General features: G+C 62.3%; 17 protein-coding genes. 12 read left to right on the top strand and 5 right to left on the bottom strand.

The genetic code is table 11. The features are described from left to right. Nucleotides 1-151 precede the first annotated feature (151 nt). Genes VGY55_23475 through VGY55_23465 form a run of 3 tightly spaced genes read left to right on the top strand, consistent with a single transcriptional unit; the run spans nt 152 to nt 2,126 of the window. Nucleotides 152-472 (top strand): hypothetical protein, encoded by a 321-nt coding sequence (locus VGY55_23475; protein ID HEV2972949.1) that lies wholly within the window; start codon nt 152-154, stop codon nt 470-472. Between the two features lie 13 nt (nt 473-485). Next, nucleotides 486-1,004 (top strand): gamma carbonic anhydrase family protein, encoded by a 519-nt coding sequence (locus VGY55_23470; protein ID HEV2972948.1) that lies wholly within the window; start codon nt 486-488, stop codon nt 1,002-1,004. A 3-nt stretch (nt 1,005-1,007) separates the two neighbouring features. Then, the gene (locus VGY55_23465; protein HEV2972947.1) at nt 1,008-2,126 is read left to right on the top strand and encodes an NAD(P)/FAD-dependent oxidoreductase; all 1,119 of its coding nucleotides are present in this window, start codon (nt 1,008-1,010) and stop codon (nt 2,124-2,126) included. Between the two features lie 72 nt (nt 2,127-2,198). On the opposite strand, the gene VGY55_23460 is transcribed toward VGY55_23465, so the two are convergent. Next, nucleotides 2,199-3,266 (bottom strand): trypsin-like peptidase domain-containing protein, encoded by a 1,068-nt coding sequence (locus tag VGY55_23460; GenBank protein ID HEV2972946.1) that lies wholly within the window; start codon nt 3,264-3,266, stop codon nt 2,199-2,201. A gap of 263 nt (nt 3,267-3,529) precedes the next feature. Between VGY55_23460 and VGY55_23455 the strand changes: the two genes are divergently transcribed. Further along, entirely contained in the window at nt 3,530-3,985 is a 456-nt protein-coding gene (locus VGY55_23455; protein ID HEV2972945.1) for a response regulator, read from the top strand. Between the two features lie 221 nt (nt 3,986-4,206). Here the strand turns inward: VGY55_23455 and VGY55_23450 are convergent, their stop codons facing one another. Then, nucleotides 4,207-4,983 carry a response regulator gene (locus tag VGY55_23450; GenBank protein ID HEV2972944.1) on the bottom strand — a complete coding sequence of 259 codons (777 nt, stop codon included), beginning with the start codon at nt 4,981-4,983 and terminating at the stop codon, nt 4,207-4,209. A 360-nt stretch (nt 4,984-5,343) separates the two neighbouring features. On the opposite strand from VGY55_23450, the gene VGY55_23445 reads away from it, so the two are divergent. Both VGY55_23445 and VGY55_23440 read left to right on the top strand, forming a co-directional pair. After that, nucleotides 5,344-6,696: a DUF58 domain-containing protein gene (locus VGY55_23445; GenBank protein ID HEV2972943.1), complete on the top strand. Its 1,353-nt coding sequence runs from the start codon at nt 5,344-5,346 to the stop codon at nt 6,694-6,696. Between the two features lie 110 nt (nt 6,697-6,806). Next, nucleotides 6,807-8,783 (top strand): DUF4129 domain-containing protein, encoded by a 1,977-nt coding sequence (locus VGY55_23440; GenBank protein HEV2972942.1) that lies wholly within the window; start codon nt 6,807-6,809, stop codon nt 8,781-8,783. 60 nt (nt 8,784-8,843) lie between these two features. On the opposite strand, the gene VGY55_23435 is transcribed toward VGY55_23440, so the two are convergent. Further along, nucleotides 8,844-9,932 carry an alpha/beta fold hydrolase gene (locus VGY55_23435; GenBank protein ID HEV2972941.1) on the bottom strand — a complete coding sequence of 363 codons (1,089 nt, stop codon included), beginning with the start codon at nt 9,930-9,932 and terminating at the stop codon, nt 8,844-8,846. 188 nt (nt 9,933-10,120) lie between these two features. Here VGY55_23435 and VGY55_23430 point away from each other — a divergent pair, with 188 nt between their 5' ends. From VGY55_23430 to VGY55_23415, 4 genes are all read left to right on the top strand, one after another. Beyond that, nucleotides 10,121-11,401 (top strand): L-rhamnose isomerase, encoded by a 1,281-nt coding sequence (locus VGY55_23430; GenBank protein ID HEV2972940.1) that lies wholly within the window; start codon nt 10,121-10,123, stop codon nt 11,399-11,401. Between the two features lie 4 nt (nt 11,402-11,405). Beyond that, nucleotides 11,406-13,013 carry a sugar ABC transporter ATP-binding protein gene (locus VGY55_23425; protein HEV2972939.1) on the top strand — a complete coding sequence of 536 codons (1,608 nt, stop codon included), beginning with the start codon at nt 11,406-11,408 and terminating at the stop codon, nt 13,011-13,013. Continuing rightward, nucleotides 13,010-13,936: an ABC transporter permease gene (locus VGY55_23420; protein ID HEV2972938.1), complete on the top strand. Its 927-nt coding sequence runs from the start codon at nt 13,010-13,012 to the stop codon at nt 13,934-13,936. Before VGY55_23425 ends, VGY55_23420 begins: the two co-directional genes overlap by 4 nt. A gap of 165 nt (nt 13,937-14,101) precedes the next feature. Continuing rightward, nucleotides 14,102-16,252, top strand: coding sequence for a substrate-binding domain-containing protein (locus VGY55_23415; protein ID HEV2972937.1), 2,151 nt, complete (start codon nt 14,102-14,104; stop codon nt 16,250-16,252). On the opposite strand, the gene VGY55_23410 is transcribed toward VGY55_23415, so the two are convergent. Then, on the bottom strand, nt 16,242-17,291 hold the full coding sequence (locus VGY55_23410) for a saccharopine dehydrogenase NADP-binding domain-containing protein (GenBank protein ID HEV2972936.1): 1,050 nt from the start codon (nt 17,289-17,291) through the stop codon (nt 16,242-16,244). The genes VGY55_23415 and VGY55_23410 overlap by 11 nt on opposite strands. 7 nt (nt 17,292-17,298) lie before the next feature. After that, entirely contained in the window at nt 17,299-19,065 is a 1,767-nt protein-coding gene (locus VGY55_23405) for a Rieske (2Fe-2S) protein (protein HEV2972935.1), read from the bottom strand. 198 nt (nt 19,066-19,263) lie between these two features. Here VGY55_23405 and VGY55_23400 point away from each other — a divergent pair, with 198 nt between their 5' ends. Together VGY55_23400 and VGY55_23395 are read left to right on the top strand one after the other, a co-directional pair. Next, complete coding sequence (locus VGY55_23400) at nt 19,264-19,686, top strand: GntR family transcriptional regulator (protein ID HEV2972934.1); 423 nt, start codon at nt 19,264-19,266, stop codon at nt 19,684-19,686. Nucleotides 19,687-19,819: 133 nt separating this feature from the next. Beyond that, complete coding sequence (locus tag VGY55_23395) at nt 19,820-20,731, top strand: ABC transporter ATP-binding protein (GenBank protein ID HEV2972933.1); 912 nt, start codon at nt 19,820-19,822, stop codon at nt 20,729-20,731. Nucleotides 20,732-20,743: the final 12 nt, after the last annotated feature.

The following is a 20,743-nucleotide window of genomic DNA, read 5'->3' as shown; positions in this document are numbered from 1 at the left end:
CGACGGCGCGCTCTATGTCACGCTCCTCGGCACAGCCAAAGAAGGAACCAAACAAAAGCCCGGACAGTTAATAAAAATCACCGGCGATTTATAGACTGGCGTTCGCGTCTTCACATCCTTCATCCCTTTCCTCTCGCCCCTCGCTTCCCGCATGTCGCGCCGCGAAAAACTCGAAGCGCTCTTGGCTGACGATCCCGGCGATGTCTTTCTTTGCTATGCTCTGGCTCTGGAACTCGAAAAGGAAGCGGACCACGAACGGAGTCTCGCCCGCCTCCGCGAATTGCAAATGCGGACTCCGCCGTATGTGCCGGCATTTTTCATGGCCGCCCAACAACTTGCCCGGCTCAGCCGGATTGATGAAGCGCGATCGGTGCTGCGCGATGGAATCGAGCAGGCGCGGCATCAAGGGAACGCCCACGCCGCCGGCGAGATGAGTGAGTTTCTGGCTGGATTGGGAAATTCCGGTGAATGAACGCGGGAATCAAATGCCGGATCCTGCCACTTCATTTCGCCCGGAACTCATCCACTCAAGCGTGTTTCTTGCACGCGGCGCGGTTGTACTCGGCGATGTGTCGATCGGCGAGCAATCGAGCGTGTGGTTCAACGCCGTCGTCCGCGGCGACACCGAGGCGATCCGCATCGGGCGGCGCACGAACATCCAAGACGGTTGCATCCTCCACGCCGATCCGGGCTTTCCCTGCACCATTGGCGACGAGGTCACGGTCGGCCACGGCGCGATTGTCCACGGTGCGACCGTCGGCAATCGCGTGCTGATCGGAATGCGGGCCGTCGTAATGAATGGGGCCGAAATTGGCGAGGAGAGCGTCGTGGGCGTCGGCGCGATCGTCACTGAAGGAATAAAAATCCCGCCCGGCTCGGTCGTGCTCGGGCTGCCAGGCAAGGTGTCGCGGCAAGTCACGCCGGAAGACGTCATCCGAATTCGTCATGCGTCGGAACACTATGTGGTGGCGGCGCGGCAATTCGCGACTGGCAACGGTACTTGACCTATGCGACGTTACGATCTGATCGTCGTGGGTGGCGGATTCGCGGGCTTGACATGCGCTCAGGCCGCCGCCGCTCGGGGTGTGAACTCTGTCGTGCTAGAACGCAAGAAGCAGCCGGGAGATGCTTGCCACACGACCGGGTTGTTGGTTAAAGAAGTCGCCGATGCCTGGGATTTTCCGCGGCGATTGATCCGCAAGGTTCACGGAGTGCGGCTTTACGCACCAAACCTGCAATGGCTCGATTTCGTCTCGCCTGGGTACTACTTCCTCGCGACCGACACACCGGAGTTGATGCGCTGGATGGCAAGCCAGGCGAGCGAGGCCGGGGCGGAAATTCGGCTGGAATCGTCGTACGTCGGCGCGTGCCGCTGCGAGTTCGGCGTTCGCCTTGAACGGCACGAGATCGAGGGGAGGTTTCTTGTCGGTTGCGACGGCCCCAGGTCGGCAGTGGCTCGCGATTTTCGGCTCGGACGGAACGTGCGGTTCTTGACGGGCGTCGAGGGAGAGTTCGAAGGGGTTGGCGATCTGGACGACGATCGCCTCCATGTTTTCCTCGATTCCGATTTAGCGCCAGGATACATCGCCTGGGTCGTGCCCGGTTTGGGCGCTACGCAGATCGGCCTAGCGGCACGGCAGCCAATTGTGCCACGTCTTGGGCCGCTCGTAAAGAAGCTTTCGAAAGTGTTCAACTTCGATCGAGCGCGACTCATCGGGCGGCGCGGCGGGCTAATTCCTTGCGGCGGTGCGGTGCGGCCGTTCAAGCGCGATGGCGTGATGCTGCTGGGCGACGCCGCGGGAATGGTCTCGCCCCTGACGGCCGGGGGCATTCATCCGGCCATGCAACTTGGACGTGCGGCGGGAATCGCCATCAGCGACTACCTTCTGGAATCCGGACCGGATCCGGCGCGGCTCGTCCGTAGCCTAGGGCCGTCGTTCCGCTTTAAGCGGCTGTTGCGATTGGCATTTGATCTCGCGCCGCCGAACTGGGCTTATGACTTGGCCCTCAGCAGTCGAGCTATGCGACATTTGGCTCAAACGGTCTTCTTCCACCATCGCGGGCTATTTTCGCTGGAAGCCTGGCGCGACATTTTGCGGCCGCGACTTGAGACGCCAGTAGGCTGACGAGCCAGGATCGTGCAAGGCGCGATTCGTGTTTGACAGCGGCATGAGTTGACCTGACTCCGCCGCCGCCGCTCACGGATCGACTCCCCGAGATTCCGCCGGCACGATCTCGACGATCCGTTTTTCCGAGTGGCGAATCACCGCGAGCGGCAAACGGCTGCCGACGCGACTTTCTGTCAGTAATCGGTGCAGATCGTCGATCGTCGTGAGCTTTTCTCCCGCGAACTCGATCAGCACGTCTCCTTGTTGCAGTCCCGCCTGCTCCGCCGGACTCTTCTCTTCGACCGAGACGACGAGCACGCCGCCGTTGGTCAACAGATTATGAAAGCGGATCAAATGCCGCGGCAGCGGAACGTTCTGACCGGCCAGGCCCAGGTAGGCACGGCGCACTCGGCCGTCCTTGATGAGCCGCGAGGCAACGAACTCGGCCGTGCTGGAAGCGATTGCGAAGCAAAGCCCCTGAGCCGGCAGGATCATGGCCGTGTTGACGCCGACGACTTCGCCGCGCGACGAGACCAGTGGCCCGCCGGAGTTTCCGGGGTTCAAGGCGGCGTCGGTCTGGATGATGTTGTCGATCAGCCGTCCGGAACGGGCTCGCAGCGATCGCCCTAGTGCGCTGACGACCCCGGCCGTGACCGTGAATTGAAATCCGTAGGGATTGCCAATCGCCACAACCAGTTGCCCCGGCCGCAGCGTCCTCGAATCACCGAATTGGGCGCTCGCCAATCCGTTTGCGGCAACGCGCACTACGGCCAGGTCGGTTTCCGGATCATCACCGACCATTTCCGCCTGAAGCTGCCGGCCATCCGCGAAGGTCGCTTCAATGTGCTCGGCGTTATGGACGACGTGGCTATTGGTCAGAATGAATCCATCGGGAGCGAATACGAATCCCGACCCGCTGCCGGTCATGCCCCCACCCTGCGCCTGTTTGGCTGCCCGCTGCTGCCGGCCGCGATGCCGGACCTCAATGTTGACCACCGCCGGCCCGACAATGTCCGCGGCCCGGATTACGACCTGGGAATAAGCATCGAGTGCGGCGATCTCGCTGGCGTCGATCGGACTCGCCGCGGGCTGCTGAGCGGACCCGGACGACTCGGTCGGCTCGGAATCGGACAACGGACGGCTCTGAAAACGTGTCATAAGCTGGGGATCCTTCATAATGATGGCAACCTTGAGGAGTGTCGCTCGTAAGTATCGTATGGACGCAGGCAACTGGTGCATCGGGCGCAGATCACTCCAAACTCGCCAGTTCGCCTCATTCGTTACGGGCGAATCGGCATGGACTTTGCACGCCACCTCACAACAATTGGATGATGGCCAGGCGGCGCTGGAGCAAACCGAACTATCGATTTAGGGGACCAATCGACCGAACGCATCCGATACTTCCGCAGGAGAACGGCCTGATGGACAAGTTCATGATCGCTTCGGATCGCCATAACGGTAGCCAATCCGACAAACCCCAAGATTCCTCGCCGCGAGACACGGCGCTGCGGGTGGCCGTCGTCGAAGACAATTCGGCCGCCCGCGAATTGATGAAAATGCTCTTGGAGTTGGACGGCAGTTTCGTAACCGCGGCGGCGGATGGAGTCGCGGGAGTCGAGATGATTCTGAGAGAGCGGCCGGACGTAGCTTTTATCGATATTGGGCTGCCCGACCTGGACGGCCATCAGGTCGCTCGCCACATTCGGGAAGAGTTGCCCAAAGGTGATATCTATCTCGTGGCGTTGACCGGCTACGGCGACGAGGATGATCGCCGTGCCTCCCTAGAAGCGGGCTTCAACGAACATCTCGTCAAGCCGCTCAAGGCCGACGATCTGCATGGCTTGCTGCGAGCGCTTCGCGATCGCCGCGCCGAATGAGCGCCAGTTAGTGCGCAAATGTCGCCGCCGATGAACCGGGAAGGCGGTTTCGGGTGCCGCTGCTGGCTTGTCCAGCAGTGAGCCGCACCGCTGGATTTACAACCGTGCGTTCACAGGTCCTTCGAAGATAAGATCAAGAATTTGCGAAAGTGCGTCACTGCTGGACAAGCCAGCAGTGGCACCCACAAGGAAACGGCTGGAGTCCGCGCCGACGCGCACGATCACGTCGCCAAGGCCGACGCGTGCGGCATATCGAGTTCGTGCTTCATCTCGCGCACCAGTCGGCCCGGATCGAGCGGCTTCGAGAACCAGCGGTCGACTCCGCCGGGGCCCATTGGCAGGCCCACTTCGTCCGGCGTGCTGCCACTGACTGCATAGACCTTGAGCCCTTGCAACTCTGGGTTCTGCCGAATGGCCGAGATCGTCGAAGGGCCATCGAACCGCGGCATCCGCATATCGAGCAACACCACGTCCGGCCGCTCGTGATGGGCCAGGTAATCGAGCGCCTGCCAGCCGTCGCCGGCCGTATCGACGACGATCCCGCTCATCCGCAAGATGCCCGCCAGCAGTTCACTCTCATTCGCATCGTCCTCGACCAGCAGGGCACGCAGCCGAGGCAGTTTCGCGGCCTGCTCGTGACGATCTTCTGCGGGCTGAAGCTCGTTGGCCGCGGCCGCAAATTCCTCGAGCGCACGGGCCAGCGTCAATTTGGCCGCATCTGGCAGGCCTGCCTCCATCTGCTTCTCGAGCAAGCATAGCGCCAGCCGCGCGGTGTTTAGCTTGTTTCGCAGCCGGTGATTGTCGGGGGATTTTCGCCGCGGCGATGCTTCCCGCCGATGTTCGTCCGTGCGAGTCAATTCATGCCGTAAGACGGCCACGTCCGAGGGCGCATCGATGCCGACGCGCACGTTTTTACCGGTCGATTGCAGAATCTCGACCAGTATATCCAAGTCGGGGAACACGATCTTGTCGCCAGGGCGACGGGATAGAACGAGCATGGCTGGGTCTCCTCGTCAGCAGTTCGGTGCCGGCGCCGGAACCGTTCCATGGCGCCACGTATGCATCCACCCGAAGGCATCCTTGGGCGTGACGCGCCGCGGCCGAGTGCTCCACGGCGAACTTCACTGCCGCCCACTTGCTCGCGGGTCGTGACGAGACAATCTCGACTTCCATGCCGAATTTGGCAGCCCTGGTCGGGAATCCTTCCCGACCGTCGGCCTATTGATCGAACGGCGTTTGTAGATGAATGGCGAAATCGCGGCAAGATCAGTTTTTTCTTGGTCGCTGCGGTGCTAGCATGGACAAGGCCGGGATTCGGGGTTCGGGACTAGCGACGTATTGCGATGACGGCGTCGTTCGTGGCCGACGCTGCTAGCGTCGGCATTTCGGGTAAACTCAAAGCTATGCGCTGGTTTGCTGGGGTGTTTTTGTTGTTGGCGATCTCCCTCTGTTTCGGGCTGGGTCTGTTGGCCTATGCCATGTATGCACTGCTTGGCTTGATGCTGGCCAGCCGGGTGATGAGCCGCGTCTGGATCACGAACCTTTCGGCCGAGCGCGAATGCAATCGGCTCTCGGCCAGCATCGGCGAGCGGATTGCCGTGGTCATCAACATTCAAAATGAAGGAACGCTCCCGGTCGCCTGGCTGCTGCTGGAAGACGTTCTGCCAAGAACGGCGCTGATTTACGATCCGCCAAACCTGAGCGTCAAAGGTCGCCGGATCCAACTGAAGATGCTCGGCAGCCGCGGACGCAGCTCCATCCTCTATCAGTTGCAGTGCAATCGCCGCGGCTACTATCAAATCGGCCCGCTGGTGCTCGAGACGGGCGACCTGTTCGGCCTGCACCGGCGATATCGCGTGGCGACCGACCCACACTTCTTGCTGGTCTATCCGCAGGTGGTTCCGCTGGCCGGCTACGATATCGCGTCGCGGCGGCCGATCGGCGAAATTCGCCTCCAACATCGGCTCTACGAAGACCCTACGCGGATTGCCGGCGTGCGGCGATACGAAGCCGGCGATCCGCTCAATCGAGTCCATTGGCGCGCCACCGCCCGGACCGGCGTGTTGCACAGCAAAGTGTACGAAGCCTCGACCATCGCCGGGGCCACGATTCTCTTGGACTTTCATCAATCGGCCTATGATCCCAAGGACGAGCCGTATCGTTCGGAACTGGCGGTCACTGCCGCCGCCTCGTTGGCCAATGCCGTTTATGAAATGGGGCAACAATTTGGCCTGATCAGCAACTGCCGGGACGCCGCCGATCGGATTCGCCAGGAAGGCTGGTCATACGATTTGCGCAACCGCGAGGCCGCTCGCCGCGCCGCGAGCATGCTCGACCGCAGCGATCGCCTGCGGCCGGTGGTGATCCCCACGCGCCGCGGCCCGGATCAGCTCATGCAGATATTCCAATCTCTCGCGCGGGCCGAGCTGACCGACGGCCTCGATTTCGCGCAACTCGTCTCGGAAACCATGAGCCGCCTGCCGCGCGACGCCACCGTGGTGGCCATCTTGCCGCAAGCCAACCCCGACACGATTCTGACCCTGCAAATGCTCCGCCGCCGCGGCTACGCCGTCACGGCGATCCTGAATTTCTACGATGAATACGACTCCGGCCTCGCTGCCGCGATTCTGTCGGCCTCCGGCATCACGGCCCGACAATTGAAAGACGAAACGTCCGTCCCCGAAATCTGCCGCGAGTTTGCGTTAAGATAAACAATAGGTGCAGTTTCGAAACCGCCGGGGACTGTCCCCATTTTGCGCAGTCTTTCGGAGTAAAATGGGGACTGTCCCCCTCTCCCAGCGGTTTTGAAACTGTTTCCAATATGGCCCGGCTTCGTCCAACGCTGATCGATTATGTGGTGATCGCCATCAATCCGGCGCTGATCATGGTGCTGATCGGCAGCCTGGTTTATTTTCTGCTCGAGATGTTTTATCAGGGGCAGTATCCGGAGCGTCTGCACTATTGCCTGACATTGTTCATCTTTGCCGCGGTGCTGGTTTCGCGGATCTCGATGGAAGAGGGGTGGGACCGTGCCGCGATGTTTGGCATCGTGCTCACCGTCGCCATTCTGCTGGCGATGCAACGGTTCGTTCACTACGAAGGCACGCAGGTGGCCGCGATCGGTTGGCTGATCAACTGCGGGCTGATTGCGCTGGCGTGGTGGTGCGCTGCTAAACTGACCTGGGACTGCACCCTGATCGATGAAAGCCAGGACGCTTCCGGCGAAGGATTGCTGCAAACCGTCGGGCTGGATTCAGCGGAGAAAGAAACTGCTGAAAACAAGAAAGAAGACGGGTCCGCCAGGAGCGAGCCACGCGGAGAAACGCGGAAGAAACCGAAATCGACGCCGACGACACCTCCCGCCGATTCCATCCTGCCGCCGGAGCCCGATTCCAAAGCCGGCGAATCGTGGTGGCAGCGGTTCGTCGAGCGCCGTCGCCGGCCGCATGCGCCCGGGGTGTGGGTCGTGTATTATTCGTTGGCCGCATTGCCGATGTTTGGGCTGGGGCAAGCGTTCATCCCCACGTCGAACTCGGGGAGCCGGCGGTATGCGTTTGCGCTGTTGTGCGTCTACGTGGCGAGCGCGCTCGGGTTGCTGCTCACGACGAGCTTTCTCAGCTTGCGGCGCTACTTGCGACAGCGGCGACTGGAAATGCCGGCCCCGATGGCCGGCGTGTGGTTGACCATTGGCGCCGTGCTGATCGTTTGCCTGTTGCTGTTGACCGCCCTCTTGCCGCGGCCGAATGCCGAGTATGAGATTTCTCAGTTGCCCTTCGAGATGACTTCGGAGCAGCACGATTCCTCGCGGGTCGCCGTCGGCAATGAAGGCGTCAAAGACGAGAACGCCAAATCCGCCACCGGCGACCACACGGGCGGTACGAACCGAGACTCGCAGCCGGACAAGAGCCAAAATCAAAACGGCTCTGCCGATGGAAAAGACCCCAAGTCGGATGGGGGAAAATCCAAAACGGAGGCGTCGAAATCGGACGACTCAAAATCAGACAAATCAAGCTCTGGCGAATCGAAGTCCGACGATCCGAAGCCCGCCGCCGGGAAATCTGGCGAATCAAAATCCGAGGAATCGAAATCCAATGAACCCAAGTCGGGCGAGTCGAAGCCTGATAGCGCCAAGTCCAACAAGTCCGCGGACGACAGCAAGGATCGCTCGCAAGGCAACGGCGGTCGAAGCAATGCGCCGGCCCCGAAATCGTTCGAGCCTCCTGGTACGCCGCCGAAGCCAAATCTGAGCCTCGCCTTCAACACGGTGGCGGATTTGTTGAAATGGGTGTTTTACGGCGCGGTTGTTGTCGCCGCCTTAGTGTGGCTGTTCTTCCATTGGCGAACGGTGCTCGATTGGTTGCAAGCGCTCTTGAACGGCTGGCGCGATTTGTGGCAAATGCTGTTCGGAAGAAGGCAAGCCGCGGAGGATGCGGCTTCCGCCGAGTCGCGCCGCAAATCCTTCGCCGAGTATCTCGATCCGTTTGCCAGCGGGCTGGCCGGCCGCTGGTCGCCCGGCGAATTAGTGCGCTACAGCTTCGAGGCCTTCGAGGCGTGGGCCCGCGATCACGACTGGCCGCGCGAGCCGGACCAAACCGTCTATGAATTCGCGGTGCAAATAGCCGGGCACGTCGAGCAGCTCGCGTCGCCGGCCCGGACTTTGGCCGAGCTTTACAGTTGGGCTGCCTACTCCCCGCGCACCCTGCCGGCATCGAGCACCGAGCACGTCCGCGCGTTCTGGCAGGTGCTGCTGCGAGCAGATCGAGATTGCTCGTTGCAGGAGACGACGTCGATCGTTTAGGAACGCCTAACAAATCGGGCCGGGAGAAGGGGACAGTCCCCGCCCGATTTGTTAGGCGCTCTAACGCTCGGTCTGCTTTAGCAGCCCTTCGAGATATTGCTTCCAGAGAACGGCAATCGTGTGGCTGCCGTGGCCGCGGGTGGCTTCGCTCTCGGGCAAAAGAATCGCTTTGCCGTGAGGGACGCGTTTGATCTCGCGCTCGAGAATGCCCAAATCAGGCGGATTGATCAGATCGTCGGCAGAATTCACGGCTACCAGCGGCGCTTGAATTGATTCCAGGGCCGGGCCGGGATCGTAATCTCGCGAGCTTTCCACGGCATACAGCACGTCGTTGGCGTCCATCGCTTTCGTCGCCCTGGCGGCATCGTCGGCCAACAGCTTGTCGGCCTTTTCCAGCGTCGGCGCTTGCTCATAGCGCAGCCGCGGATTGCTCCCCATGAAGAGCAGCATCTCAGCGGCGAATCTCAAGCCGCGCGGCTGCGACGTGTATTCGCCGTCGCGCCATTCGGGATCAGTGCGGATCGCCTCGCTGATCATCTTGCGCCACATCCGATTGCGGCCAGAAATCTGCGTCGGTAAGCTGGCCAGCGGCATCAGGGCATCGCTGAAATCGGCGTGCTGCTCGCCCCACAGCCAGGTGTGCATGCCTCCCATCGAAGTGCCCATGACGAGCCGCAGATGGTTCACGTGCAGGCCGTCGCTCACCAGCCGGTATTCGGCCTCAATCATGTCGAGATAGCCATAGGCGGGAAACTTGGCGTGCAGGCCATCGCTCGGCTTGCTCGATTTCCCATGACCGATGTCGTCCGGCAGAATGATGAAGTAGCGCTCGGCATCGAGAAGCTGATCTTTGCCGAATAATTCGCCGGCGAACTCCGGGCGAATGAATTGAGCGCCGCTGCCGGTCGTGCCGTGCAGTATCAGCACGGCGTTGCGGACGATGCCCTGCGCGTCGCGCCTCGGCTGGCCGAGCGCGCGATAGTGCATGCGAAGCTCGGGCAGGGTTTGGCCGGAGCGGAAGTGAAAGTCGCGAATCAGATAGTCCGCCTGCTCGGGGCGCGGATAGTCGGCCGCCCGCGCGAGCGCTGCGGCCGCGATCAACAAGACGCCGACGAGAATCGCTGACTTCGGTCGGAACGCGGCTCGCATGCGAAATCCCTTATGAAAGTCGCTTGATTTACGATTCTCAATCTACCGCATGGAGTCGCGCCGTCAACGGATGGCGAGGCTTGTAGCACATAGTTCCTGTCACTTGTATGCGGCAATCGTCAGGACGATAATCGTTCGATCGTCGCGAACTATCGATGGACGCGGTTCAAGCGCAGTCGGGCTAACTCATGATGAACGACGGGCAGATTCAGCGGGCCTATGAGTCGGCTTGCCAACGATACGCCGACTTGGGCGTTGACGTCGATGCCGCATTCGCCGTGTTGCGCGAAGTGCCGATTTCCTTGCACTGCTGGCAGGGGGATGACGTCGGCGGCTTCGAATCGGAAGTCGGACTGACGGGCGGCGGAATCCAAGCCACCGGGAATTATCCCGGCAAAGCCCGCACGGCCGACGAACTGCGGGCCGACATCGACCGAGCGCTGCGGCTGATTCCCGGCCGGCATCGCGTGAATCTACACGCTATCTACGCCGAGACGCACGGCAGGCACGTCGAGCGCGATGAATTGGCGCCCGAGCACTTCGCGGGTTGGATCGACTGGGCCAAATCCCGGACACTGGGCTTGGACTTCAACGGCACGTTCTTTTCTCATCCGCTCGCTGCCGACGGGTTCACGCTCGCCCATCGCGACGAAGGCATCCGCCGCTTCTGGATCCGCCACGGGATCGCCTGCCGCCAGATTGCCGAACGGATGGGGCGCGATCTCGGCTCCCCCTGCATCACGAACCTTTGGATTCCGGATGGATACAAAGACGTCCCGGTGGATCGAAAAACGCCGCGAGAGCTGCTCAAACAATCGCTCGACGAAGTTTTCAGCGAGCCGTTCGATTCACGACATCAGCGCGATGCAGTCGAAGGGAAGCTGTTCGGCATCGGCTCGGAAAGCTACGTCGTCGGCTCGCACGAGTTCTATCTTGGCTACGCGATCGAAAACAAAAAGCTGCTCTGCCTCGACGCGGGGCATTATCATCCGACCGAAAGCATCGCCGACAAGATCAGCTCCGTGCTCACCCATCTCGACGAAATCCTGCTGCACGTCAGCCGCGGCGTGCGCTGGGACAGCGACCACGTCGTGATCCTGTCCGACGATCTGCGATCGCTCGCCGAAGAAATCGTCCGCGGCGGTTATCTCGACCGCGTCCATATTGGCTTGGATTATTTCGACGCCAGCATCAATCGCGTGGCCGCATGGGTGATCGGCACCCGCGCGATTCTCAAATCGCTCTTGCTCGCGCTGATCGAGCCGATCCAATCGCTGCGGGAGTTCGAGGTCGCCGGCGATTTCACCGCTCGGCTGGCCATGCTAGAAGAGCTAATGTCGATGCCATTCGGCGCGATCTGGGACTATTATTGCCTACGGCAAAACGTTCCGATCGGGCCGGCGTGGCTCGACGAAGTCAAGGCATACGAGAACGCCGTATTGTCCAAACGCGAGTCAAGCGAAAGATAGCCCGATGGATGTCGTGCTCCGGGCAACCGGCATTGCCAAATCATTCGGCGGCGTGCGGGCCCTCAAGGGGGTTTCGTTCGAGCTATTCGCCGGCGAGATGCACGGGCTCATCGGCGAGAACGGGGCCGGCAAATCGACGCTGATCAAGATCATCACCGGCGCCGTAGCTCCGGACGCCGGAGAGCTTGAAGTCAGTGGCCGGCTCGTCGCAGCGAACGATCCGCTCATTTCGCGGCGGCTTGGCATTGCGGCCATTTATCAGCAGCCGGCGCTGTTTCCTGATCTGTCGGTTGCGGAGAATATTGCAATTGGCTTGGAGCCTGGTCGAAAACCGCCTGGGAAAAGGGGGACAGTCCCCTTTTTTTCCCGACCATCTGGCGATGGTGCCCGCTTCAAAAAAGGGGACAGTCCCCGGCGGTTTGGCGGGGCGTGGCGATGGATCAACTGGGGCCGGCGGCGACGGCGGGCGGCTGAATTGCTTGAGCGGATTGGGGCACGGATTCGTCCCGATGCCGATGTCCGCACGCTCTCGATGCCCGAGCAGCAATTGGTCGAAATCGCCCGAGCGCTTGGGGCCGACGCCAGGATTCTAGTGATGGATGAGCCGACGGCTTCGCTCTCCGAGCGCGAGGTCGAGCATCTGGTCGGCGTGATCCGGCAATTGCGCTCGCAAGGGGTCGGAATCATCTATGTCACCCATCGATTGGAAGAACTCGCGCAAATCGCCGACCGCGTGACGGCCCTGCGCGATGGAGCGCTCGTCGGCACCCGCGCGATGAAGGACGTTTCCCGCGGCGAGTTGATCCAAATGATGGTCGGGCGCGAACTGTCCGCCGTGTTTCCGAAGATTGAAGTAACGCAGGGCGAAGTGCTCTTCGAGGCGCGGGGAGTGAATTGCCGCGAGTCCGGAGTGCGGGACGTGTCGGTTCAAGTTCGGGCCGGTGAAATTCTCGGATTGGCCGGTCTGGTTGGCGCGGGACGCACGGAGTTAGCGCGAGTGCTATTTGGCATCACGCCGGCCGACCGTGGGCAGATTCTCTTAGGCGGCCGACCGGTGAGGATTTCGTCTCCGGCCCAGGCGGTCGAACTCGGGATCGCCTATCTGCCGGAAGACCGGCGGCGGCATGGCGTGATCCTGGAAATGCCCGTGGCAGCGAACGCGACGCTCGCCATCTTGCGGCGAATCTCGACGCTGGGCTGGCTCGATTCGTCGCGCGAGCGATCCGTGGCGGAGACTTTCGTAAGCCGCCTCGGGATCAAGACCGCGTCGATCGAGGCCCCGGTCGAAAACCTGTCCGGCGGCAACCAGCAGAAGGTAGCGCTCGCGCGCTGGCTGGCCACCAAGCCGAAAGTGTTGATCGTCGACGAGCCGACGCAGGGGATCGACGTCGGATCGAAGGCGGAGATTCATCGGCTACTATGTGAACTCGCCCAGCAGGGTTTGGCGATCGTGATGATCTCGTCCGAAATGCCGGAGATCCTCGGCATGAGCGACCGGATCGCGGTGATGCACGCCGGCACCATCGTGGCCACATTGGATCGGGCCGAGGCGACGCAAGAGAAGCTGCTGGCCCAGGCGCTCGGGCACACCGAAGGAGTGTCGGCGGCATGATGCATCGTCACCTTCGCGAATTGTCGGTGGCCGGGGCTTATGCCCTCTTGCTGTTGGTGCTCTGGATCGCGCGCCCCGATTTCTATGCGACCGGGCAGTTCTGGAATACGCTGGTCTATTCCGCGCCCGTCCTGGTCGCGGCGGTTGGGATGACGCTCGTGATCGTCGCCCGGCAGATCGACATTTCCATCGGCTGGCAGCTTTCCGTTTCGGCGATCGTGGCGGCGCTCTTGGCCGAGCGCGGCTGGCCGACGCCGCTCGTGGCCGCCGCGGCGATCGCGGTCGGAATGGCATTAGGGGCCGTGAACGGCGCGCTGGTGGCCGGGCTGAAGCTCCCTTCGATCGTCGTCACGCTGGCCACGATGGTGATCCTGCGCGAATCGCTCGGTTGGAGTCGCAGCGGCGAGCAGGTCCGCAATCTTTCTGATCAGTTCCAATGGCTGGGTTTCGGGCAACAGCGCGGCGAGCGCGTAATCGTGGAATTGGCGGTCGGCGTGTTAGCGGTGTTCCTGCTTGCGATGAACTATTTAGCGGCAGGGCGGGCTGTCTACGCGACCGGTTCCGACGAGGAGGCGGCCCGGCTGGCGGGGATTCGGCCGCGACGCGTCGTATTCAACGTCTTTGTTCTGATGGGTGCGCTCACCGGGCTAGCCGCCTTGCTGAGCGCGGTCCAAGACGCGACCGTCGAGCCGGTCATTGGGCGAGATTTCGAGTTCAAGGTGATCGCCGCGGTGGTCGTCGGCGGAGCGACGGTTTCGGGCGGCCGCGGCAATCTGATCGGCAGCCTGTTGGGAGTGTTGCTGCTCGGCACGATCGGAAGTGCATTCGTGTTTCTACAAATCGATGCCGCCTGGGAAAAGGCCCTGCAAGGGGTGATCATCCTCCTGGCCGTTGCGACCGGCGGGCTCGGGCGGAAACGGTGAAATGGCCGGAGATCGGAGGTCAGAAATTGGAGGTCGGAGGTCGTGTTAGCTTCGCCGCTTGCGGCGGAATGGATCGTGTCGGAGGCCAGAGGACTCGCGTTAGCCGGTTCGCTTGCGAACCGGAGCGTGAGCGAGCGGAGATCGTGACGCGGTGAAGCACCCAGCATGTTGACGAAATCAAACTCGCGCGGCGCATCGAGTCAGCAACTCATGTTGATCATGGTGCTGGCGCTCGAGATCGCTTTGTTCTCTGCCATCGGCACGAACTTTCTGCGCAGTGAAAACGCATTTGAAGTTCTTCGCGTGAGCGTCGAGATCGGGTTGCTGGCGCTGGCCCTGACGCCGGTGATCATCAGCGGCGGAATCGATCTTTCCGTCGGCTCGCTGATGGGGCTATGCGCCGTGGTCTTTGGAAAGCTGTGGCTCGACAAAGACTTTCATAGCGCGATCGGCTTCGCGCCCGGTTTGGCCGGCGCGATCATTGGGGCGCTCGCGGTGGGAACCACCGCCGGCCTGCTGAATGGCCTGCTGATCACGCGGCTTAGGATCCCACCGCTGATCGTGACGCTCGGGTCGATGTCGCTATTTCGCGGGCTGGCGGAAGGTATCACCGGCGGAGTGCAGAATTTCACCGTCCCGCTCAAGCACCCATTTCTGTTCTTGGGCAACGGCTACGTTTTCGATCTCCTTCCGGCTCAGCTCCCGCTGTTTCTTCTCGCGATCGCCGGTTTCTGGTTGCTGATGCACCGCACGATCATCGGCCGGGCTCTCGTTGCCATCGGCTTTTCGCCCGAGGGCGCCCGCTACGCCGGGATTCCGGTCCAGCGGCGAATTGTTCTCGTGTATCTACTCAGCGGAGTGACCGCCGGCGTGGCGTCGATCGTCTATGTCGCCCACCTGGGCCAAGCCAAGTCAGACGCCGGCACCGGCTATGAATTGCTGGCGATCACGGCGGTGGTGCTGGGGGGCACGTCGATCTTCGGCGGCCGCGGCACCGTGCCCGGCACGCTGCTCGGATTGCTAATCATCTCGGTCCTCAAGAAAGGCCTCCAGCTTTCGGACCTGCCGTCGGAATTGGCCGGGATCATGACGGGCGTGCTGCTGTTGGTTACGATCGTGGTACGGATTTTGGATTCGACGGCAAGGACTTCGCAAGGCGGCACGGCACAACAATCCAATATCCACAATCCACAATCCAAAATCATCCCCGAGGAATCGTCGATGAAGAACTCACAAGTGGCTGCGTTGAGTTGCGTGATCTTGCTCGGAGCCGTGATCATTGCCGCGAGCAATTGGCTGCTGGTCCGTTCACTGCCGAAGGAATCGGGAAGTTCTTCGCCGGGCGCCACGGATTCCGCGAAGCCGCAGAATGGCGAAACAACCGAACGTGCGGGCGACTCGGCCAAACGTAAGCCGCTCACGATCGCGATGATGCCGAAGAGCAAGGGAAATGCCTACTTCATCGCCTGCCAAGCGGGCGCCGAGGAGGCGGCTCGGCAGTTAAACGTCAAGCTGTTGTGGGACGGCCCGCGCGAGCCGGACCCCGCCAAGCAGAACGAGATCGTCGAGACTTGGATCACCCGCGGCGTGGACGTGATCGCCGTGGCAGTCGAAAACCGCGAGGGGATTTCCACCGCCCTGCGCCGCGCTCGCGACCGCGGCATCAAAATCGTCACCTGGGATTCCGACGCCGATCCCGACGCTCGCGATTTCTTCGTCAACCAGGCCACGCCCGACGGCATCGGCCGAGCCCTCATGGATAATGCGGCCCGAGTGATGAACGGCGAAGGGGAGTTTGCGATCATCACGGCCTCGCTCACGGCGGCGAACATGATCGAATGGCAGAAGCGGATCGAAGCCCGGCGGGCGGAAAAGTATCCGCAGATCAAGATGGCCGTGCTCCGCCCTTGCGACGACAAGCAAGACAAGGCGAAGCAGGAGGCCACGGCGATCTTGAACGCCTACCCGAAAGTGAAGCTGATCATGGCCATCTGCTCCCCTGCCGTGCCCGGCGCGGCCGAGGCGGTGAAGCAATCGGGCCGCACCGACGTGAAAGTCGTCGGACTGGGATTGCCCAGGGACAACAAGACCTATGTCCACGAGGGGATCACCGAGACCGTGATCCTCTGGAACACGATGGACCTTGGCTACGCGACCGTCTTGGCAGCCGACGCGCTCGCCAGCGGCGCGCTCAAGCCGGGGGACAAATCGTTCGCCGCCGGCCGCCTCGGCAAGCTCGAAATCGAAGGCGACAACATTATTCTCGGCGCCCCGGTCGCGTTCAATAAGGACAACATCGACGCCGTCACTTGGTGAGTCGATCGCTCCTTTTCAATTCTGTTCCGGCAATCGACAGGATGAACTCTTTCCCAAAAGCACGCGATGGCGTCGAGAATCCGAGGGGAACATTGCCCGCGAGAACGCGATCGGCGCTGGCCAGCGCGGTAAGCGCGGTCAACTTGTAGCCGCTGTGAACGACGAGCGTTGCCTCGACCGATCTGCCGGCCGCATCGCTGGCTCGACCCCACAGCGACGCTTGTTGCCCCTCGCGCTGGGCAGCCGACGGACTGGTGATTCGCGACTCAATTACGCGTTGCAAGATCCAACGAAACGGACCAAACCTCAATAGCGGCAGGAGCCACTTCATCCGCCGCATTCGGCGAATCTCTGGCAGTGGCATCGCCACATAGACCTCGATGTTCGGGATGCCGGTCGAATGAAATGCGCTGGCCACGTCTCCCCAGGGGACTGTGACCGCGGAACGCTTTCGCTTCGGAAACGGCACTTCAAGAGTCTTCCACGCAATGGGCACGCGGCGAATCTGGCCATCGATGCGCACTCGGCCACCGTGCGGAAGCACGTCCAGCAGGGTCTTCGCCGTGCCGCGGCTGATCGGCCCACCGGTGAAGGCCAGTTGCAGGTGCGTGGCCGAGGGAAGAGCCGCCGCGAGCATAGCCGCCAGGCAGTCGCTCGGCACAACGTCGAAACCGACGGCCGGGATGATCGCGATCCCGGCCGCGACAGCCCGCTCGTGCAACCGGGCCGCTGCTTCAATGACATCGATCTCGCCGGTGATGTCCAAGTAATTGACCTTGGCGGTCAGACAAGTCTCGATCATCGGCCCGGCGGTGGCCGAAAACGGCCCGGCGCAATTCAGCACCACGCGGACTCCGGCCAGATGCGCTGCAGTCGCCGCGGCGGACCCTAGCGCGAATGATCGGCTCGGGCAATTCAACTCGGCGGCGAGGCGGCCGATCGCCTCTGAACTGCGACCTGCGAGAATCGGCTGCATCCCGCGCCGCACCGCCTCCCGCGCGATCAACTCGCCGGTGTAGCCATTCGCGCCATAAATCAATAAGAGGCTACTCGTAATCCGCCTCGTAGAGTCCGTCGCCGCGATGCAGCCGCAGTGCGACCTCCGCCGTTTGCAATTGCGTGCGTTGGGTCGGCGAATGGGCGGCCAGGAAACGGGCGGCCGCGATCAGAAAGTGGTCGCGCTCGGAGCCGTTCGGCCAGCGCTCGTACTGCCGGACGGCGGCCTCGAGCACTTGGAAACTGTGAAAATCAGCATCCTCGCGCACGGCGGCGAGAGTGAACGTGTCGATGAGCGGCCCAACCGGATGGCCGAGGTGCAGATAGCGAGCAACCACTCGCGCGGCACTCTCCACTTCGTGCCGCTCGTCGAGCAGATCAAGGAAACGCTGCCGCAGCTCGTCGGCGCCGCTCGGCTCGTCGTCCAGCGGCCGCCGCTCTCCGGGCATGGGCGCCGGCGGGATGTTCAGAAATCGGTCGAGATAGACGGAGATCGCCCCGTGAAACACGCCGCGCAGGATTTCCAGCGACGGCGCGCGGCGGAGCACGCAATCGAGCGCGTGGGCAAAGCTGAAGCTGTGCAGCGCCGTGATCCAATCGCCGAATTCATTGGCTGTGCCGAACCGCGCAATCCGCAACGCCGCGGCATGGGCCAAGGCCTGCGAAAGCTGCTCCGGGCGAGCACCGCCAACAATCGCCTGCTTGAGAGCTTCGATGATCTTCAGCGGATCGTCATCCCAGAGCGCGCTCGACAGGCCGAGCACGTCGTCCCACGATTTGCCGCGGCCGCGCTCGACCAATTCTGAAAGTTGCTGCTCGACGCCGCGCAGCACCGGCACGAGGTCTTGCGGATGCCGCCAGGCGTTCTGCTCTTCGCCGCCGCGGGCCGAGACCAATTGCGGCACGATCGCCGGCAGCACGGCCTCGGCATGCTCCCAGCCGATCAGGTCCAGCAGCTCAAACGTCTTGTTGGCGAAATCGAGCACGTGGCCGCTGTCGGCGTAAAAGCGGTCGGTGGCTGCGGCGAAGAGCATATCGGCCAGATCGGCCGGCGAGGCGCCGTTGCGGATCGCCGTGAGCAGCGTGCGCTCCGCGCCGTCGCGATGGCGCACCAGCGTCCAATAGCGGAACCAGCGCTTGAGCGTTGCGAATTCGAGGTCGGCCGTTTCGAGCGGCCGGCGCTCGCGGCGCGGCGGCTGGCCATCGCAATCGGAAGCAACGCGGCGCGCGCCCTGACAGATCGCCAGGAAGGCCGTGTGTCGGTCGAGATGGTGCGCGAGGTTCGCCAGGGCCGTGAGCGAAGTGAGCCCCGAGGCCCAATCATCGCGGTTGGCCACGCCGAAGAGCGCCGTCTCGCGGACGATCGCGCTCGGCTCGACTCCCATTTCCAGTAGCCCGATGACCGATTTGGATTGAATGAGGTCAATGTCCTGTTCCAGCCCTTCGCGGAGGCGGCGCTCGTAATGGCTGCGGGGATCGAGACGCGCCCCGCCGACATCGACGAAGACCCGCCCGCCGCGAACCACGACCTCGTATCGCTGCACGTCGTCGGCCCAGAGATCAAACGTGCAGCCGCTCGCCAGATCGAACCGGGCATGATGCCAATGGCAAGTGAGAATGCCGTCCTCCACCGTCCCGCGGTGCAGCGGAAAGCCAAGATGCGGGCAGCGGTTGTCCACGGCCGAAACTGTGTCTCCATGCGCAAAGACGGCAATCGGGCGGTCAGGCCCCTGCACGACCACAACCTTCCGCTCTCGTAGTTCCGCTAGATCGGCCACAAAGATCAAGCGGTCAGTGGCTGGCTGTTGGGCGGACATCATTTCTCCTCGCGACAGCCGTGGTAAAGCGGCCGTTTCGCGTAGGTCAGGCTTCTAGCCTGACTTCCACCGAGATTCGTCAGGCTAGAAGCCTGACCTACTGATTCTCAATATACCACCCCTTGACACGCTCGCCGCAGTTTGTATTATTGAGTTAATACAAGTGACTCCGAGGTCGGCATCTCCATTGTCGAAGCCTTGCCGCGGCGAGAACTGACCGTGCAAATTCACATCGCTCCCAACGACGGCCTGCCGATCTATTTGCAGATCGTCAATCAGATCAAATACCTGGTCGCCTCCGGCCGGTTGAATCCGGGGGATGAATTGCCGCCGATTCGCGTTTTGGCGGAGCGGCTAATCATCAATCCGAACACGGTAGCCCGAGCCTATCGCGAACTCGAATTGGCCGGGATCGTCGAGAAGCGGCGCACGGCCGGGACCTACATCTCCGATCAGGGTTCGCCGCTGGCCCGCCGCGAGCGGATCAAAATCCTCACGCAGCGGATCGATGCCCTGCTGGCCGAAGCGCGGCAGATGGACGTTTCGTTCGAAGATCTCATCAAGCTCGTCGAGCAGCGGAGCGCGGCGCTGCCGGTGCGGAGTGCTGCCAATGCGGAATGAGGAAGCAAGTATGTAGGTCAGGCTTCCAGCCTGACTTTTGCCGAGATTCGTCAGGCTAGAAGCCTGACCTACGACTGAAACGCGGCGGCACGGTCCCGTGCCACAAAAAGTCTCTCCCGTCAGGAACGCTCCCATGCTCGCTCCATACGATTCAACGGCCCCGTCGATCGTCGAGATTCGCCATGTGATCCGGCGGTTTGGCGACCAAACTGCGCTCGACGATGTTTCGCTCACGATCCCGCGCGGCGGAGTGTTCGGCCTGATCGGCGGCAACGGCGCCGGGAAGACGACACTGATCAAGCATCTTCTCGGCTTGCTCAAGCCGCAGTTCGGCGCGGTCCGCGTGTTCGGACTCGATCCGGTCGAGAACCCGGTCGGCACGCTCGGCCGCATCGGCTACCTCTCGGAAGACCGCGATCTGCCGAACTGGATGCGCGTCGGCGAATTGATGCGCTACACGCAGGCCTTCTTCCCGAATTGGGATGAAGCCTACGCCGAGGAATTGCGGCGGGCCTTCGACCTCGACGCCGCCGCGAAAATCAAGAACCTCTCGCGCGGGCAGCGGGCGCGAGCCGGATTGCTCGTGGCGCTCGCCCATCGTCCTGACCTGCTCGTCTTGGATGAACCCTCGTCGGGGCTCGATCCGGTCGTGCGCCGCGACATCCTGGGGGCCATCATCCGCACGATCGCCGACGAGGGGCGGACGGTCTTATTCTCGTCACATTTGCTGGATGAGGTAGAGCGGGTGGCCGATCGCGTGGCGATCATCCACAAGGGACGGATCGTGCTCACCGCGGCGATGGATGAAATCAAAGAGACGCACCGGCGGCTGACATTGCGGTTCGGCCAATCGGTCGAACGCCCGCCGTCGCTCGTGGGAATGCTCTCCTGCACGGGCGAGGGAGTCGAGTGGACTTACACATGCAGCGGCGAGAGCGACCAATTGCGGCGGGCGGCCGAGGCGATCGGAGCCACCGTGGTCAGCGACTCGGCCCTGTCGCTCGATGAGATTTTTGTCACCCGCATCGCGCCCCAGCCCAACTAAACAAATCAGTGC

The sequence above is a fragment of the Pirellulales bacterium genome (assembly GCA_035939775.1).
GTDB lineage: Bacteria > Planctomycetota > Planctomycetia > Pirellulales > DATAWG01 > DASZFO01.
The sequence above is the reverse complement of the archived record's forward strand: the minus strand, read 5'-3'. Positions and strand labels throughout refer to the sequence as shown.